This window comes from Pseudorhizobium banfieldiae (assembly GCF_000967425.1).
In the GTDB taxonomy this organism is placed as follows: Bacteria; Pseudomonadota; Alphaproteobacteria; order Rhizobiales; family Rhizobiaceae; genus Neorhizobium; species Neorhizobium banfieldiae.
Genome location: NZ_FO082821.1, coordinates 28,249 through 44,090, shown reverse-complemented (window position 1 = coordinate 44,090; position 15,842 = coordinate 28,249). Strand labels below are relative to the sequence as shown.

Sequence of the window (15,842 nt, the reverse complement as noted above, 5' to 3'; positions counted from 1 at the left end):
CCAAGGCGGGGCCCGACGTATTGTGCGCAGCATTAGATTACGTACGGCCACTAAGGAGCGGCCTGAAAACGCGGCCTTCGTAGCCCCGGCCGTCGTCTTTGCCTTCAACCGGCAAATCGTGATCCGGCCGCCAGGTCGGATCTCCATCGCCGTGATGCTGCAGCGGTGGTTGAGCTCACGTCGACGCTCCTAGCCGGAAACGACAACAAGCCTCAGTGAACCGTCCCGCTTGCGGGGCGCCTCCGTCGTGAGGGGGGAAGGGGAGTTTGAGGGGAGGGGCCGAAGGGGGCTCCCCTCATTGCGGTTGGGTGCCGCTCGATGCGGCGCTCAAGCGCTCCTAAGCCTGGGCGGCCTCGCGCTTGCGCATCAGAAACCGCTTCAGGCTCCATCCGGCTCCCAAGATGTAGGGTGGCCGCCCAAGAGAGTAGTGCCCGCAATTCAGCCGCAGCACGCTCACTCTGGCTCCGGCATTCTGCAGCCGCTTCAGCAGGCGTTCTGACAGGTCCGGTAAAACAACCGTGTCCCTCGATGCCAGGATGACATGAATTTCGAGGCTTGGCCGCGCCAGCCTGTCTGCATGGTTTTCAAGATCGAGTGGTGCCCACGCTCGTTGAAGCTGGGCAAGCGCAAGATGCGGCTCGAGACTCTTCCGGATCGAACGGGTTGCGCGCCCGGTCCATACCATTTCGGCAAGGCTTCCTGCCGTGAGGAAGAGTGACGCCCGAGAAACGGCGGTCTCATGCGCCGCGACCAGTCCGGCTATCCAGGAACCAAGACTCATCCCGAGGACAGAAACATCCCGATACCCCTCGCGCTTTAGCCAGCGGATAAGCTTGCGCCCGTCCCATACAGCCTGTCTGACGGCCTGCACCGTTCGGCCGAGATTGGCGCTGAGCATGTAATCGGCATAGAGCGAGCCCGGGCGCTTGCGCTCCAAGTGGTAAGGCATGGCGATCTCGATAACCGTGATCCCTTGCCAGGAGAGGAACCCGGCAATCTGCCGGTTCCGACTTTCGGCGTTCCAGTGATGGAAGATCACCACCGCCTTATCGCGTTTTCCGCTCTCCGTGATCCTGGCCCACACGATGTTGTTTTCCGCGACATCCGTTGAGATGTCCGAAGGGAATTTCAGCCAGCCATCCCGCAGCTCAAAGGTTTGGTCGCTTGAATCAGGCGGATCAAAGAAACCCGGATCAGCGGCGGCCGTTTCCGCGAGTACGCAGAACTCCTCTAGCGTTTCAGCCGCTCCCATGCCGGGGAATGCACGATCGGCGTCCAGAATGAGGTCCGTGGTCTCCTTGGCCTCTTCGCCGCGTTGGGCGCGGCCCTCGTCCCAGCGATCGAGCCAGCTATGAAACATGGCTGTCGCCTTCCATACCGCCGGCTCGCCAGCCGAATCCAAACTCTGGATCAAATAGCCCGTATGTAGCTATCAATGCGGCGACAATCAGCAAAACCGAGAAGCCGTCAAAGGCATCGATCGTCAGATACGAGATCAGGAGCAGTCCGATCGCGGAAGACATCTTCCACAAGGGCGCTCGCAGACGTCTGTCACTGCCCAGCCGGATCGCTCCATACAGGAAGACGCTGCAGCTCGATATTGCGACGAGGAGGCTGCTGTAGTGGGTTGGCATTCGATAGCCGAAGATATGATCGCCGTCGTCGTAGTTGGTGAGGGCAGCCCACACATCGCGAACGATCCACGTTATGATGTCGGGGCCTTGTGAAGCGAGATAGGCGCTCTGCGCTTTCATGCAGATGGCGGCCAGGACGACGAGAACTGTGCATCGAAACACCCCCCGCATGATCCTCAGAGCGGCCTCACTGACCCCCGGCCCTGATGCCTGATCAGTCCGAAGCGTCGCTTGGCTATCGAGCTTCCAAAGATCATGGATGATCGTATGCAGAATGATCAGGCCCGCAAAGAGCAGGTAGAAGGTGACGGACATATAGAGGTAGGCGAGGGCGGTGAAGACGATGGCTGCCGGGGTCGAGATTATGTCAGGCCGTATGATGCCAATCGTCCCCCAACTCGGGGCAAAATCCTGCGCCTGTTCTAACAGCGGGATCAGCTGCACCCCAATCCATTGAGCCAGGCCGGCAAACAAGATGCAGATCAGGAAAACCGCCCAATAGGTATGGGAGTTCGCCTGCAGGTTTTGAATCCAGGCATCCCCGCTTTGAGGTCGATCGGCATGTGCCAGAAACCTTGGACGTGCATCATGTTTCCAGAAAACCAGAAGCTCGATGACTATGGCGAAGAACAGCGGCAGCAGCACCATGAAGAGGAAGGTCCAGTTTGGCGCCCACAGAAAGCCGACCTGTTTTTCGATACCGTCCTCGCGCATATAGGTGATGGTGTGGATCCCAAGGATATAGGACAGGAACCCAAGAGCGGACGAACCGGCAAAGACCGAAGACGGCAGATTCAAGTGTGATCCGTGAGAGAAAATCGTCTCGGTCCTGATCGCCAAACCAGATGGCCGCTCCGTCGACATGGGTTCAAGATCCACCGAGACGACCGGCGTTAGCGGAATCTGGTTTGCGGCTGGCGCCGGCATGTCCGGCACTCGCGAAGTAGCTGCGCCGCCAGTCTTTCTGGTATCCCGTCGCTTGGCAGTCAGGCGGGCTTGCGCTGCACTAAGCTCCTTCATCCAATCATTCGTCGCCTCCTTGTCGCCGCAACCAAAGATGCGTGCGAGCCAGCGGATGTTGGTGGTGCTGATGCCCTTGTCGTTCTCCTGAAACCAGAGCTGGACCGTGCGGAGATCCACCCCGCTACGATTGGAGTCGATCTTCGAAATGGCATCCGCCAGCAGTTCCGGCGTCCAGGGGCCTTGCGGAAAACCATCATCACCCAAGGGCCGACCGGCTCCTGCAGCGGCCATCTGCTTGAACAGCTCCTTGAAATCGCTTCCGTTGTTAGGCGGCGCGACAAAAATCTTACCGTTTTTTTCCAATGACTTGCAGGCCCGGATTTCGTTTCGTTTCGCATCCTATCGTGCGTGTCGTCAGGTTCAATGGTCTTAAAGCCCCTCCAATGCAACTGATCGGTGAGGCATCCACCATGCTACTGTCGTTATCCAGTTCGCGTTCGTCGCATCGGGCAACAGCCACTCTGCGCACAAGCTTCACCTCGGACGAGCTGTCGTCCAAGCACCTTGGAACGGAAACCGCAGGTAGTGCGACTGGAGAAGGTCCCTCGCTTCGTGAGTTGATCGATCAGCACTCGGCAGCTGTTCAAGGGGGGAAAAAGGCGACGGCACGGCGCCTGGCAATCATCAATTACAAGCCAAAGGGAGAGGGAGAAGCCAACCTGAAGCTGACCTATCTCGCGGCCTATCTGATCGCGACCAAAGGCACGCTTTCCGCCAAGGAAATGAGTTCATTGCTGGCGGATCGCCCGGTTCGATCAACCACCTGAGCGAGACGATCAAGCGCCGCCAACGGCGGCGGCACGCCGGGCGGGAGGGGAGCCGAGGGGAGGGGCATGGGCTCCCTTCGGGCGGACCGCAGCCCGCTCGATGCGGCCAGGTTCGCAACTGCCAAAATGGCTACGGGGCCAGTTCTTCCGAACCAGCCCCGCAACAAAGCATCCAACAATTGTCAGCGTACCAATCCTAGCCGCTCGCCAAGGCTTGGCGGCGTCGGCGTTCCCGCTTCCTTTGTCATGGCGACGATGGCCTTCTGTGACAGCCCTTCGATCTCATAGCCAAAACGGCGCGCGCTCTCGATGATCGATTCAAGGCTTGGGTGCTGCTCAAGATGCGTCCCGAACCATAGGGCATATTCGTCGGTTTCCTCATCGGGAAACGCCTGCAGAAAGAAGGTGCGCAACGGCGGATCATAGCCGATTACGGCGTTCTCGTCGGTCTCTTCGTCGGTTTTCACGGTCACGGTGTAGCGGCTCAATGGTGCCCCTCCTAATATCGGGCCGCACCGAAATGCGGCCCAGGTCCTATTTGAACAGCGGCATTGACCGCTTGTTGGTCAGGCTGGCGCGGTCGGTCTCAAAGCGGTAGCCGTCCCAATCCTTCCACGCTTCCCAACCTGTCGCAGTGGCGCGTCCATACCAGACGCGCACGCTGACCTTACTGTTTCCAAGGTCCTCGACAACCTCAACCGTGTGGCTCCCTCCTAAACCGGAGGGCGTGTCGAAGACCTCAACGCTTCGGCGCTGGCCGTTGCTTTTCATGCTTCGCCTCCTACAGCCGGAAATGGGCAACCAAGCCCTGATTGGCTCAGTGGCTTGCCAGTGCATAGGCGCACGCCTGCGCCAGAAGGTCGGGATTCTCTGTCATGCCCGACTTCGAGCGTCCCTTGATGTCGGCTTTCAAGTCGTCATCGCTGGTTCCAACGTGCATGTTTCCGACAATCCAGCGCAATTGCGCATAGGGGATCTCGTCAACACGCCGAACAGGCAAGGCCGAAATCAGGCCCTTGCGCTGACTGGCTGCCTCTCCGGCCTCACTTGCCTCCTTCTTGGTCGGGAAATAGGCTTTCACCAGCTGGCGGCGCTGCGCGTCGGCAGCACTCATGAAAGCGTTTGAGCCGTCTTCTTGGGTGTATAGGCTCCAGTCGGCGGCACTGCCGCCGAACATGGCGTCGCCTCGGCCGGAAAACTCCATGACTGTAAAAATTTGCTCATTCATGTGGGGATCCTCTGTTTCCGGGGCTGATCAAGCTGCGCTGTCGCCGCTGATAGATTTCAAGACACGACTTGCCGCATAGCGTCCGGCCTCGTTCAAGTTGCGCTGCCACGCTCCTTGCGATGGGGACCAGCGGAACCCGTTAGATTTCAGGGTGCGCCGCGTCTGTTCGTCCGGCTTGCCGGGAAACAGCAACTGAATGCGGGCCATGTCGGTGTTTTCCTTGACCGTGACGGCTCCTGCCTCCGTCTCGACGTCCTCGGCGCGGTCGCCGCGCTTCTTCATCGCAGCAAGCGAAGTGAGGCGGGTTTGCATACGGCGCAGTTCGGCGCGGGTGTTGGTGGTGGAAAAGCCGCGTCGGTTCTGCCACGGGGCAAGGGTAACGCCACGCGATGCCCTCTCTTCGTCCATGCCGGTTTCTGCCACCACACGGGCCAGAATGTCGGCTTCGCTCGCCTGATCCTTCTCCATCCGACGAATGATGACATTCGCCCGTTTCATCCGGTCGATGGACAGTGCCAGGTCTTCGATCCGCGAGGCGATGCGCTGCATGGCGGCCGGATCGCCGGAGCGGATCGGCTCGTCATCGGCCCCGTGGGGAAACGCCTTGCGCTTCACTGCCTTTTTCGCAGTCGCGATATGGGCCGAGACGTCAGCACGGCGGGCGTCTGATACTCGCATCCGCTTTTCATTGCGGGCGACGGGAAAGCGGGCACGTCCGGTGATAAACCAGTTCATGCAACGGCCTTCCGCTGCCCAATACTTGGCGGTGATCTCGACATGACGGCGGGCAAAGGCCTCTAATTCAGCGTCCGGCAGGGGCAGTTTTGCTTGCTCCCACAGCTCCACCATGTAGGCGGCAAAGCCGTTCAGGCGCTCTGCCAGCCCTTCCAGTTCGGAAAGGGTGCGCCGCTCCGGAAAATGAGTAAGGGCATGGAAGCTATGTTCGATGTCCTTCGCCGCGATGGTCGCGGCAAAGGTTCCGGCGAGAATGGACAGGGTGCGGTCCTCGACAACAGCGATGATCATCGGACTACCCCCGCCATGACGGTTGGGTGAGTGCGGGTGACGCGGGTCTGGAACCCGATCAAAGCGCCGCCCAGAACGACCCCATTGGGGGAATGCTCGTCTGCCTTGGCAAAGACCGGATCAAGAACCGGCTTGCAGACGTTCAGGCGGGCCGCTGCTTCCTCAATGCTGATCTGCGGCGGTAGGACATGCGAGCCGTCCAGGCTGGCAAGAACGATCTTTCCAGCCAATGGCTGCGGGTAGCCGTCAAAGACAGTGAAAGCGGTCAAGCCGTCGCGCAAACCCTCCTCATCGACGATAAGAACGTGGTTCGTGTCGAATGGCACCACCTCGACAAGCTGGCATCCAATCAGCCCGTAGGTCTGAGAGAACGCGCTAGGTGCTGCGACCTCAGCGGCTTGAATGGTCCCGGCTTCCGGGTCCAGCAGGTAAACGGTTGCGGTTGTGGTCATAGTTCTCACCCTTTCTCCAATTCCGCGAAGCGGTCTTCTCGTGCCCCTCGTGGGCAGGAGCCCCGCTCCTGTTCCCGAGTTCGCGCGGAGCAGCGGGGGAGAGGGTGGCAAGGGGATAATAACGGAGGGGGTTCGCCCGCCCGAGGCAAAGGCGATGGGGCGGCGCGTCAGCGGCGATCCTGCACGAAAGCGCTGCCTGAAGGCTGCGCGAAGGAAGGACGGGGAGACCGTTTTTTCCCCTTGTGAGGGAGAGGGGGCGGCGCTCCTCTTTCCCTCATCAAAGAGACAGAAAGGACGCCTCCGGCGTCACTGCTTCATCGTGACGGATGACCGGACTCACCATGACTGGTGCTGATAACTGTAAGGAGCTTTCAGATGGGGAAAGGCCGCCCCGATCAGGCGGGGCGGCCTCCGTAGGCACGCGACAGATAAGGGCTAGAGATCTGCCATGACCTGACCTGACCTGATCAGCCGGCAATATGGGTCGATCGCGCGAGGCTGTAAATGTCGGTACCGATTTTTGCCCAAGATGCATGTGATTGAAGGCGAAGCCGCAGCGCAACCGATCGTCACCCGAATGGGCGGAGACAGCGCCTGCTGGCTCCGTGCCGAAGGCATAGAGCGGGGTCGCAAAGCGATGCGCTAAAGTAGCTATTCAGGGTAGACTTTCGAGGTACCATCTTTATTTGTTCCAGAGGAATAACGATTATTTTTCAGTGTGGTTGGTGGCAATGGCAGGTTTCGGACTCGAGCAGTGGGTAAGCTATCTCGGACTTGAACGCGTTGACGACCCAAACAAAGATTATCCCGTTTATCGCAAGCGGCTCGACGGAAAGATCATCGATCTCAAGGAACTGGATCTGCTTGTTGCTCAGAGGCTGCGTGGCTTGCGAACCGACCGACAGATTGCACAAGCCAAAGTCGCTACACTGCTGGGGGTGAAGGAGGCGACGTATTCCCGTTACGAAAACGCCTCTTCCTTGATGACCGTCGGACGGCTGATCCACATTTTCGAGGTCCTGGACATCACTCCGGAAGAGTTCTTCAAACCATTCGTCAACAAGCGGCCCTCTCGCCCTATAGGCGACTCACGCAAAGACGCGAGAACCAAGCTGATGGAGGGAACCGTCGACCATCTAAACAAGCTCGATAATACAGCCCTAAAGGCGGTGCACGACCTGGTGACAGCGATGGAGCCCCGGACGATCGGAAGGCAGTAAACGAATGGCGCGGCAAAAGCCGCGCCATGACACTTAGCGGGTTGGCTTTGGTTTCCGCCGCGCGCCGGCCGCCATCGGCGGACAGCCGGCGCTCATGCGGCTTCCTTTCCCGGCCCTTCTGGCGAAGACATCGCTCGGATCGATCGGCGCCAGTCCGAGATCCGAGATCCGAGAAGGACAATGAAGAACATCGGAGCTTCCAGCATGCCTCTGCTGTGCCTCATAATGAAACGAAAGTAGAACATCGTGACCCAGTCAACAACGAAAGGTCAAAAAGGAGCTACACGATCAATGGCAGGCTCAACCCTTGTCCTCCAGCTCGGCCTCAACCTTCTTTCGGCTGTTTCCGACTGCGTGAACGGCTTCCTTCCGCTTCAGGGGCATCTCCGTGGAGAGGTGTACGCCAAACATCTCTTTATGGAGTGGTAATCGGTAGTTCCGGGCCGGCCTACAGTCCGCGCCTTGTTCGGCACTCGTGAGTGCAGGCGGTCAATTCTCGCTAAACTGTCACAAAACCTTTGTGAAAATGCCGAATAAGGCTCCGGACACTTGGACCGACCAACGCCAATCTGGAGATTACCATGAAGAAGCTGATCGCTACCCTCGCCATTTCAGTGGCTTTCGTCCTGCCAGCTCACGCCGAATTCAAGCTCGACGCCCGCTACACAGACGCCGATGGTGATCTGATTGCCGACATTCCGACAGACGCCAGCCAGCTCGTCGATCCCGACACGCTGGTCTTCGCCTATACACCGGTCGAAGATCCCGCCGTTTATGCTGATGTCTGGAAGGGCTTCCTCGGCCATCTCGCCGAAAAGACCGGCAAGAAGGTGCAGTTCTTCCCCGTCCAGGAAAATGCCGCCCAGATCGAAGCCATGCGCGCCGGTCGTCTGCATGTCTCCGGCTTCAACACGGGCTCCAACCCGATCGCCGTCGCCTGTGCCGGTTTCCGTCCCTTCGCCATGATGGCATCGAAGGAAGGTGAATTCGGCTACGAGATGGAAATCATCACCTATCCGGGTTCTGGCGTCGAAAAGATCGAAGACCTCAAGGGCAAGAAGCTCGCCTTCACCTCCGAGACCTCGAACTCTGGCTTCAAGGCGCCTTCGGCCCTCTTGAAGTCCGAGTACAAGCTGGAAGCCGGCAAGGATTTTGAACCGGTCTTCTCCGGCAAGCACGACAACTCGATACTGGGTGTCGCCAACAAGGACTATCCGGCGGCAGCCGTCGCCAACTCCGTCATGAAGCGCATGATCGCCCGTGACGTCGTCAAGGCTGACCAGATCGTCTCGCTCTTCAAGTCGCAGACCTTCCCGACCACCGGCTACGGCGTTGCCTACAACCTCACGCCGGAACTGCAGGAAAAGATCAAGGATGCCTTCTTCTCGTTCAACTGGGAAGGTTCGGCACTGCTCAAGGAATTCGAAACCTCCGAGCCGCCGCAGGAAAGCTTCATCCCGATCTCCTTCAAGGACAACTGGGCGGTCATCCGCCAGATCGACGAAGCCAACGGCGTTTCCTACGAGTGCAAATAAGCATTCGGATCTTTCAGGCACTGACCCTTGCGGGGGTCGGTGCCTTTTCTGTTTTTGAGATGGAGAATTGTGGATGCTGCGGATCACGGGGCTGACGAAGACCTACAAGACCGGGGACAAGGCCCTGAAAGGCGTCACGCTCGAAGTGCCGGCCGGCCAGGTCGTCGGGCTGATCGGCCCGTCGGGCGCCGGCAAGTCGAGCCTGATCCGCTGCATTAATCGCCTGATCGAGCCGAGTGAGGGCAAAGTATTCCTCAACTCGCTCGACGTCACCGGTCTGTCGCGCGATGACCTTCGGCTCGCCCGTCGCCGCATCGGCATGATCTTCCAGGAATACGCGCTGGTCGAACGGCTGACGGTGATGGAAAATGTGCTGTCCGGCCGGCTGGGCTATGTGCCCTTCTGGCGCAGCTTCTTTCGACGTTATCCGGAGGAATACGTTGCCAATGCCTTTGCCCTTCTCGACCGCGTCGGCCTGACCGACCATTCCGACAAGCGTGCGGATGCGCTGTCCGGCGGCCAGCGCCAGCGTGTCGGCATTGCCCGCGCGCTCGAGCAGGACCCCGAGCTGCTGCTGATCGACGAGCCGACCGCATCGCTCGACCCCAAGACGTCGCGCCAGATCATGCGCCTGATCGTCGAGATCTGCCGGGAACGCGAGCTTCCGGCGATCATCAACATTCATGACGTTCTCCTGGCCCAGGCCTTCGTCGAGCGGATCATCGGTCTGCGGGCCGGCGAAGTCGTCTTTGACGGTCCGCCCGAAGCGTTGGACATCGCAGCCCTGACCAGCATCTATGGCGAAGAAGACTGGGACGCCATGCGCAAGCAGGCCTCCGACGATGCGGAAGAAGAACGTGCGGCCCATGCGGAGCGACTGCGCGCGGACGAGCGCATGGCAGGTGTCGTGTGACAGCCTCGGTTCGCACGTATCCGACGCAGTGGCGCCGGCCGCCATTGTTCATCAAGGATCGGAACCTGCGCTGGTTCATCTATGGTGGGTTCCTGGTCTATTTGATCCTGGCCGCCTCGACGGTCGAGGTGAACTGGGCCCGCGCCTATGAGGGTCTCGACCGCGGCTGGCGTTTCCTTCAGGGCTTCCTGGTGCCGGACTTCACGTCGCGCTGGAGTGATATCGTGTCCGGGCTGCAGGAAAGCCTGACGATGACGCTCTGCTCGACGATTGTCGGCATCCTGATCTCGATCCCGATCGGCGTCGGCGCCGCCCGAAACATGGCGCCGGCACACGTCTATTATGTCTGCCGCTCGATCATCGCCGTGTCGCGCGCCTTTCAGGAAATCATCATCGCCATTCTGTTGGTGACGATGTTCGGCTTTGGCCCCTTCGCCGGGTTCCTGACGCTCACCTTTGCGACGATCGGCTTCATCGCCAAGCTTCTCGCCGAAGACATCGAGGAGATAGACGAGTCCCAGGCCGAGGCCGTGCGCGCCACCGGCGCCTCCTGGCTGCAACTCGTCAACTACGCGGTCCAGCCTCAGGTCATGCCGCGCCTCATCGGCCTGTCGCTCTATCGTTTCGACATCAATTTCCGGGAGTCGGCGGTCATTGGCATTGTCGGTGCCGGTGGCATCGGCGCCACGCTCAACACCTCGATCGATCGCTATGAATATGACAGCGCCGGCGCGGTGCTGATCCTCATCATCGTCATCGTGATGCTCGCCGAATACGGCTCCGGCCTCATACGCAAACGGATCCAGTAATGCCCATTTCAACGACTTCCGAAGGCCGCAAGGTCTGGCAGCATCAGACGACACGGACTGAAATCCTGCAATGGGCCGGCTGGCTCGTCCTCGTCGCCCTGTTCGTCTTTTGCTGGCAGGTGATGACCAAGGACACGATCTGGGCCTTCGTCTATGACGCGCCCAAGCAGGGCGGCGATCTCCTGGCGCGTGCCTTTCCGCCGCGTCTCGACTACCTGCCGGAACTGCTCGTGCCGCTCTGGGATACGCTCAACATGGCAACCCTCGGCACCTTGGTCGGTACCATTATCGCCGTGCCGATTGCCTTCCTGGCCGCGAGCAACACGACGCCGAGCCGGCTCTTCGTCCGCCCGGTTGCCCTGTTTCTGATCGTAGCGTCGCGATCGATCAACTCGCTGATCTGGGCCTTGCTGTTGGTCTCGATCCTCGGTCCCGGATTGCTTGCGGGCATCATCGCGATCGCGCTGCGGTCGATCGGTTTCGTCGGCAAGCTGCTTTACGAGGCTATCGAGGAAATCGACGAGAAACAGGTAGAGGCCGTCTCAGCCACCGGTGCAAGCGGGCTGCAGGTGATCGACTATGCGATCGTCCCGCAGGTCCTGCCGTCCTTCCTCGGCATCACCGTGTTTCGCTGGGACATCAATATCCGAGAATCCGCCATCCTCGGCCTCGTCGGAGCAGGGGGCCTCGGCCTCAAGCTGCAATCGTCGCTCAACATGCTCGCCTGGCCGCAGGTCACGACGATCTTCATCGTCATCCTGGGAACGGTGGTCGTATCGGAATGGGTCTCCGCCAAGGTCCGCAAGGCGATCACCTGATCGTCGACGCCACGGGCGGCGCGTCACATTGCGAACGGTTCGAACCGCAGGAGCATGCCGGGTTCAACTGTCACGAGCTCCGAGGGCAGGATTGCCAGGCCGTCGGCAAGGGCCATGGGCGACAGGCTGCCCGACGATCCGCGACCCAGCATCTCAAGCACAGGGGTGCCGGAAGCGTCGCGACCCCGAAGGCGGACGGGGACGAATTCCAGGCGTCCCTCTTTCTTACGTAGCGCAAAGTCGGAAACAGCCGGCATCCAGACGGGATCCTGATACGCGATTCCGGCCACAGTCCTGATCGCCGGCAGGGCAATCTTGTCGAGCGTCACGGCGGCGGCCATAGGGTTTCCGGGCAGTCCGATGAAGAGCGCCGAGCCCAGTGTGCCGATGGATATGGGTTTTCCCGGCCGCATCGCGACATCGAGCACGCCGAGCGAGCCGCCGCAGCGTGTCAGGGCCTCCCGCACATGATCCTCGCCACCCTTGGACATCCCGCCTGAGGTGACGACGATATCGTAGTCCGTGGAAGCGCTGTGAATGATATCGGTCGTCGCCTCGATCGTGTCCGGCGTCGAGCCGAGATCGCGGACCTCGAGCCAGGGAAGCGACAGCATGGAGGTGAGAAGGTAGCGGTTCGAGTTGTAGATCTGACCGGCTGCCAGTGGCTCGCCGGGCTCCTTCAGTTCCGAACCGGTAGTGATGATACCGAGCCGGATCTTTCGAACGACGGAAATCCGAGACAGGCCAGTTGCAGCAAGCAGCGCAATCCGGTGTGGTGTCAGAACCGTGCCGGCCTTGAACATCAGCGTGTCGTGGTCGACATCTTCGCCGGCCTTGCGGATGTTCTCGCCGGGGCGGGGTCGGTAGGCGGTCGTGAACTGGCGATCGTATCGCGAGCACTTCTCACGGATGATTACTGCGTCGAAACCGACCGGGATCATTGCGCCGGTGAAGATTTCGACGGCCTCGCCACTCTCGAAAATGCGGCCGCTCGGGCAATCTCCCGCTGCCACTCTGTCCGCAATCGAAAAGGTCCAGGGACCAACGCCGGCGAAATCCGACGAGCGCACTGCGAATCCGTCCATTGCCGAATGATCGAAACGCGGCAAGGCACAGGGAGAGCGGATGTCGGCGGCGACAACGCGACCGGCTGCAGAAAAAAGATCGAGATCCTCGCTGGCGGTCAGGGGTCGGCTGAGGCTGATGGCGCGTGTGACCGCATCACTAACCGACAGCATGGAGCGAGCAGCGTTGGCTGGCCCACAGTCGAGCGCGGCAAGATCGGACAAGACGGCCCGGTTCGCAGACATGAAATTCATCGAGGCCTCCCAACCACGATTACAGGCACAGGTGTGGAGGTCGCAACCCCGTTTGCGAGATCGCGACACCAGAGCTTTACGGGGTGCTGAATGTCTTGAGGTAGGCGATGACGTCGGCCACATCCTCGGGCTTCTTCAGGCCGGCGAAAGCCATCTTGGTTCCCTTTATGTAGGCCTTGGGATTGGCGAGATATTCCGTCAGATGAACCTCGTCCCAGACCCACCCTTCTTCCGCCTTCGCCTTGAAGGCAGGAGAATAGTTGAAGCCCTCGACGCCCGCGACCTTGCGGCCGATGAGGCCATTCAGTTCAGGGCCGACCTTGTTGGCGGCACCGTCGCCGACGGCATGGCAGGCAGCACATTTCTTGAAAACAACCGCGCCCTTTTCCGCGTTGCTCTCGGCCATGGCCGGGGAGGCCGCGATCAGACACAGTGAGACGATCGAAAACAGTTTCCGCATTTGTACTATCCATATGTTTGAAGGAGGGCGGCGCTGGTGGCCGCCCACGTCTGGAGGAAAGAGTGGCAGGGGCCACTCGCTGGTGACCTCAAGCCGACTGGTATTCTTTCGACTTGAAGGAAAGGTGAGCCACGTTCCTGGGCGCATCCGAAATCTTGCGGATATTGCCCCAGGTCTGCTTGTAGTTCGGGATTATCAACTCGTTCGTCCCGGCACTGGTCACATTGCCCTGAACCCCGGTTGGAAAACCGAACAGCATGAAGGTTTCTCCACGTCGGGCTGTCGGCGTCGGATAGGCCATGGCCTGCGTCGCTCCGGCATCATTGTAAATCTCGACGAGGTCGCCCTCCTTAAGGCCTGCTTCCGCCATGTCCTCTGGGTTCATCTCGATGAACGGGTAGGGGAAACGATCCATGACGAAGTCGTTTTCCTGGTCGAGATACGCCGATTGCCAGACGACATTGGCACGGCCGTTGTTGATCAAGTACTTGTGGCTGTCCTTCTGCTGCTGCTTGCCCGGTGCCTGAAGTCCCCGCCATGGCGCGTCCATGAACCGCGCCTTGCCGTCGTCGGTCGAGAATACGCCGTCGGTATAGAGCCGCTGGGTGCCCTCGATCTTGCCGTCGGTAAAGCCGGTAGCCGGCTCCTGGAAGCCGTTGGTGCCCATCGCACTCAGGCGCTCATAGGTGACGAACTCTCCGCCATGTGCATTCTTGTTGTAGCCGTCCATGAAGGCGTCTTCTTCTGTCTGCCAGTCAAAGCCCTTGAATTGAGCGGCATAGCCGACGTCACCCATCTCGGTCAGCACGCGTTCCATGGTGTTGGCGAGACGAGCGGCAATCAGGCAGTCCGGCATGGACTGACCGGGCGGGTCCATATAGCGTTCGGTCAGCCGCATGCGCCGCTCGCCATTCATTGACGTGAGGTTCATCTCGCCTGACGTGGCCGCAGGCAGAATAACATGACAGGCTTCGCCGATTTTTGTCGGGATGATGTCGACATTGACGGCAAACAATCCGCCCTGATTGATTGCGTCGACAATGGCATTGACCATGGCCTCGCGGTCGCCGTAGGGGGCAGCGCTCATGGCGTCCTTCACCATGTCGGTGCGCTTCTTGTAGACGCGCTTAAACTCATGCGCATTGAGCGTCGTTTTGTAGTGGTCGCAGCCCCAGATGTGGTGAACGCCGCCCTGGCCGCCGATCAGCAACTGGTCGACATAGGCCGCCGGCCGGCCGACATGGGCGTCGGAGGGGCGCACATAGCCTTCCTGGTGTCCGCCAAGGCGTACGACGCCGCCACCGGGACGGCCGATATTGCCGGTGGCAAGGGCGAGGTTCACCAGCGCGCCGTTGGTTCGGTAGTTGTCATTGCCCCAGATCAGACCCTTCTCGTAACCGAACATGACACGGCGGCGCTTGCCGCCTTCCTTGGGCATGCCGATCCACTCGGCTGCCTTGATGATCTGGGCGGCGTCGAGACCGGTGATTTCCGCAGCCTCCTCGATAGACATGCGGCAGCCTTCCACGGCGTCCTCGAAACTCGAGAGATGCCCCGGATTGGCCTCTGACACTCCACGGGCAGGATAGAGCGGCGGTCGGGCTGTACCCTCGCGCAGTGTCGACTTGTCGATGAAGTCGCGATCGACCCAGCCCTTGTCGGCGATATAGGTGAAGAGTGCGTTGAAAAGGGCGAGGTCCGTGCCAGAATTGATAGCAAGATGCAGGACATTGTCGGCGCCGGCCGTCTGCTCGCAGGCATTGACCGTCACGGTGCGGCGCGGATCGACGATAATGATCCTGCCTGCTTCATGGGGCTCCTCCGGCATGAGCTCCTTTTTCTTGCCGAGGCTTTCGCCGCGCAGATTCGGAATCCAGTGATTTAGGAAGTAGTTGGTCTGGGTCTCCAGCGCGTTGGTGCCAACCGCAACGATCGTGTCGGCCAGTTCGGCATCCTCGTAGCAGTTATTCAACTCGCCGACGCCCATGTCGCGGGTGCCGTGAACCTCGGAATTGTAGGCCGGGCGGTTGTGGATGCGGATGTTCTTGACCTTCATGGCCTCGAAATAGAGCTTTCCCGTGCCCCAGGTGTTCTCGTAGCCGCCGCCTGCACCGCCATGGTCAAAGGCCGATACGATGAGGGCGTCCTCACCCTTCTCTTTGACGATCTTCGCGGTCACGCGAGCGACGAGATCGAGCGCGTCGTCCCAGCTCGTCGGTTGCATCTGCCCGTATCGCCAGACAAGCGGATCGGTGAGGCGCTGCTGCTGGGTGTTGCGGGCCTCTGAGAAGCTCGTCTCTGCCATGCGGGCGCCACGCACCGAACCGAGACCGGAGTTCACGACACATTCGTGGTCTGGCTTGATGACGACATGAACGTCGCGGCCATCCTGCTTGACCACGTTGTACATGGACGGTGAATACCAGGCGTCGCTTTCCGCCTGCTGCTGTTCAGACAGGTCGACGCCGAAGATGTTGTTCTGTGGATCCGTACCGCCTTGTTTGTTGATCGGCCAGGTATAGGCGTGATAGCCGCAACCGACGATGCAGAAGTGGCAGGTGACATTGTGCTTCTTGGCGTCCGCGGGAATGATCGGCAGACGGTCGATGTGACGTTTGAAGGCCATGATCTTCTTCCC

The 15,842-nt window shown here is 60.1% G+C and carries 16 protein-coding genes; 6 read left to right on the top strand and 10 right to left on the bottom strand.

What is annotated here, in order from left to right; genetic code table 11:
* Positions 1-337: 337 nt before the first annotated feature.
* Both NT26_RS20640 and NT26_RS20635 read right to left on the bottom strand, forming a co-directional pair.
* The gene (locus tag NT26_RS20640; RefSeq protein ID WP_052642491.1) at positions 338-1,360 is read right to left on the bottom strand and encodes an alpha/beta fold hydrolase; all 1,023 of its coding nucleotides are present in this window, start codon (positions 1,358-1,360) and stop codon (positions 338-340) included.
* Positions 1,350-2,960, bottom strand: a complete 1,611-nt coding sequence (locus NT26_RS20635; RefSeq protein WP_052642489.1) for an RcgA family putative transporter — start codon at positions 2,958-2,960, stop codon at positions 1,350-1,352. The genes NT26_RS20640 and NT26_RS20635 overlap by 11 nt, the downstream gene beginning before the upstream one ends.
* Before the next feature lie 80 nt (positions 2,961-3,040).
* On the opposite strand from NT26_RS20635, the gene NT26_RS20630 reads away from it, so the two are divergent.
* Positions 3,041-3,424: a hypothetical protein gene (locus tag NT26_RS20630; protein ID WP_057353018.1), complete on the top strand. Its 384-nt coding sequence runs from the start codon at positions 3,041-3,043 to the stop codon at positions 3,422-3,424.
* Positions 3,425-3,606: 182 nt separating this feature from the next.
* Here NT26_RS20630 and NT26_RS20625 read toward each other — a convergent pair whose 3' ends face one another.
* Genes NT26_RS20625 through NT26_RS20605 form a run of 5 tightly spaced genes read right to left on the bottom strand, consistent with a single transcriptional unit; the run spans position 3,607 to position 6,130 of the window.
* Positions 3,607-3,912, bottom strand: a complete 306-nt coding sequence (locus tag NT26_RS20625; protein WP_037094732.1) for a hypothetical protein — start codon at positions 3,910-3,912, stop codon at positions 3,607-3,609.
* A gap of 46 nt (positions 3,913-3,958) precedes the next feature.
* Positions 3,959-4,195 carry a hypothetical protein gene (locus NT26_RS20620; protein WP_037094735.1) on the bottom strand — a complete coding sequence of 79 codons (237 nt, stop codon included), beginning with the start codon at positions 4,193-4,195 and terminating at the stop codon, positions 3,959-3,961.
* A gap of 46 nt (positions 4,196-4,241) precedes the next feature.
* On the bottom strand, positions 4,242-4,652 hold the full coding sequence (locus NT26_RS20615; RefSeq protein ID WP_052642487.1) for a hypothetical protein: 411 nt from the start codon (positions 4,650-4,652) through the stop codon (positions 4,242-4,244).
* Positions 4,653-4,679: 27 nt separating this feature from the next.
* Positions 4,680-5,678 (bottom strand): hypothetical protein, encoded by a 999-nt coding sequence (locus NT26_RS20610; RefSeq protein ID WP_244467748.1) that lies wholly within the window; start codon positions 5,676-5,678, stop codon positions 4,680-4,682.
* On the bottom strand, positions 5,675-6,130 hold the full coding sequence (locus NT26_RS20605; protein ID WP_052642485.1) for a DUF3846 domain-containing protein: 456 nt from the start codon (positions 6,128-6,130) through the stop codon (positions 5,675-5,677). Before NT26_RS20605 ends, NT26_RS20610 begins: the two co-directional genes overlap by 4 nt.
* Positions 6,131-6,861: 731 nt before the next feature.
* On the opposite strand from NT26_RS20605, the gene NT26_RS20600 reads away from it, so the two are divergent.
* The 5 genes from NT26_RS20600 (at position 6,862) to phnE (NT26_RS20580) (ending at position 11,425) form a co-directional block, all read left to right on the top strand.
* The gene (locus tag NT26_RS20600; RefSeq protein WP_052642483.1) at positions 6,862-7,350 is read left to right on the top strand and encodes a helix-turn-helix domain-containing protein; all 489 of its coding nucleotides are present in this window, start codon (positions 6,862-6,864) and stop codon (positions 7,348-7,350) included.
* A 581-nt stretch (positions 7,351-7,931) separates the two neighbouring features.
* A complete protein-coding gene (gene phnD, locus NT26_RS20595; RefSeq protein WP_052642481.1) occupies positions 7,932-8,885 on the top strand; it encodes a phosphate/phosphite/phosphonate ABC transporter substrate-binding protein in 954 nt (317 codons plus the stop codon).
* Positions 8,886-8,958: 73 nt separating this feature from the next.
* A complete protein-coding gene (phnC, locus tag NT26_RS20590) occupies positions 8,959-9,798 on the top strand; it encodes a phosphonate ABC transporter ATP-binding protein (protein ID WP_052642479.1) in 840 nt (279 codons plus the stop codon).
* Positions 9,795-10,607 carry a phosphonate ABC transporter, permease protein PhnE gene (gene phnE, locus NT26_RS20585; protein WP_052642477.1) on the top strand — a complete coding sequence of 271 codons (813 nt, stop codon included), beginning with the start codon at positions 9,795-9,797 and terminating at the stop codon, positions 10,605-10,607. The genes phnC and phnE (NT26_RS20585) overlap by 4 nt, the downstream gene beginning before the upstream one ends.
* Complete coding sequence (gene phnE, locus NT26_RS20580; RefSeq protein WP_052642475.1) at positions 10,607-11,425, top strand: phosphonate ABC transporter, permease protein PhnE; 819 nt, start codon at positions 10,607-10,609, stop codon at positions 11,423-11,425. The genes phnE (NT26_RS20585) and phnE (NT26_RS20580) overlap by 1 nt, the downstream gene beginning before the upstream one ends.
* A 23-nt stretch (positions 11,426-11,448) precedes the next feature.
* On the opposite strand, the gene NT26_RS20575 is transcribed toward phnE (NT26_RS20580), so the two are convergent.
* The 3 genes from NT26_RS20575 to NT26_RS20565 form a co-directional block, all read right to left on the bottom strand.
* On the bottom strand, positions 11,449-12,744 hold the full coding sequence (locus tag NT26_RS20575) for a molybdopterin molybdotransferase MoeA (RefSeq protein ID WP_082077836.1): 1,296 nt from the start codon (positions 12,742-12,744) through the stop codon (positions 11,449-11,451).
* Between the two features lie 76 nt (positions 12,745-12,820).
* Entirely contained in the window at positions 12,821-13,204 is a 384-nt protein-coding gene (locus NT26_RS20570) for a c-type cytochrome (RefSeq protein WP_052642474.1), read from the bottom strand.
* A gap of 88 nt (positions 13,205-13,292) precedes the next feature.
* Positions 13,293-15,830: an arsenate reductase (azurin) large subunit gene (locus tag NT26_RS20565; RefSeq protein WP_052642472.1), complete on the bottom strand. Its 2,538-nt coding sequence runs from the start codon at positions 15,828-15,830 to the stop codon at positions 13,293-13,295.
* Between the last annotated feature and the right edge of the window lie 12 nt (positions 15,831-15,842).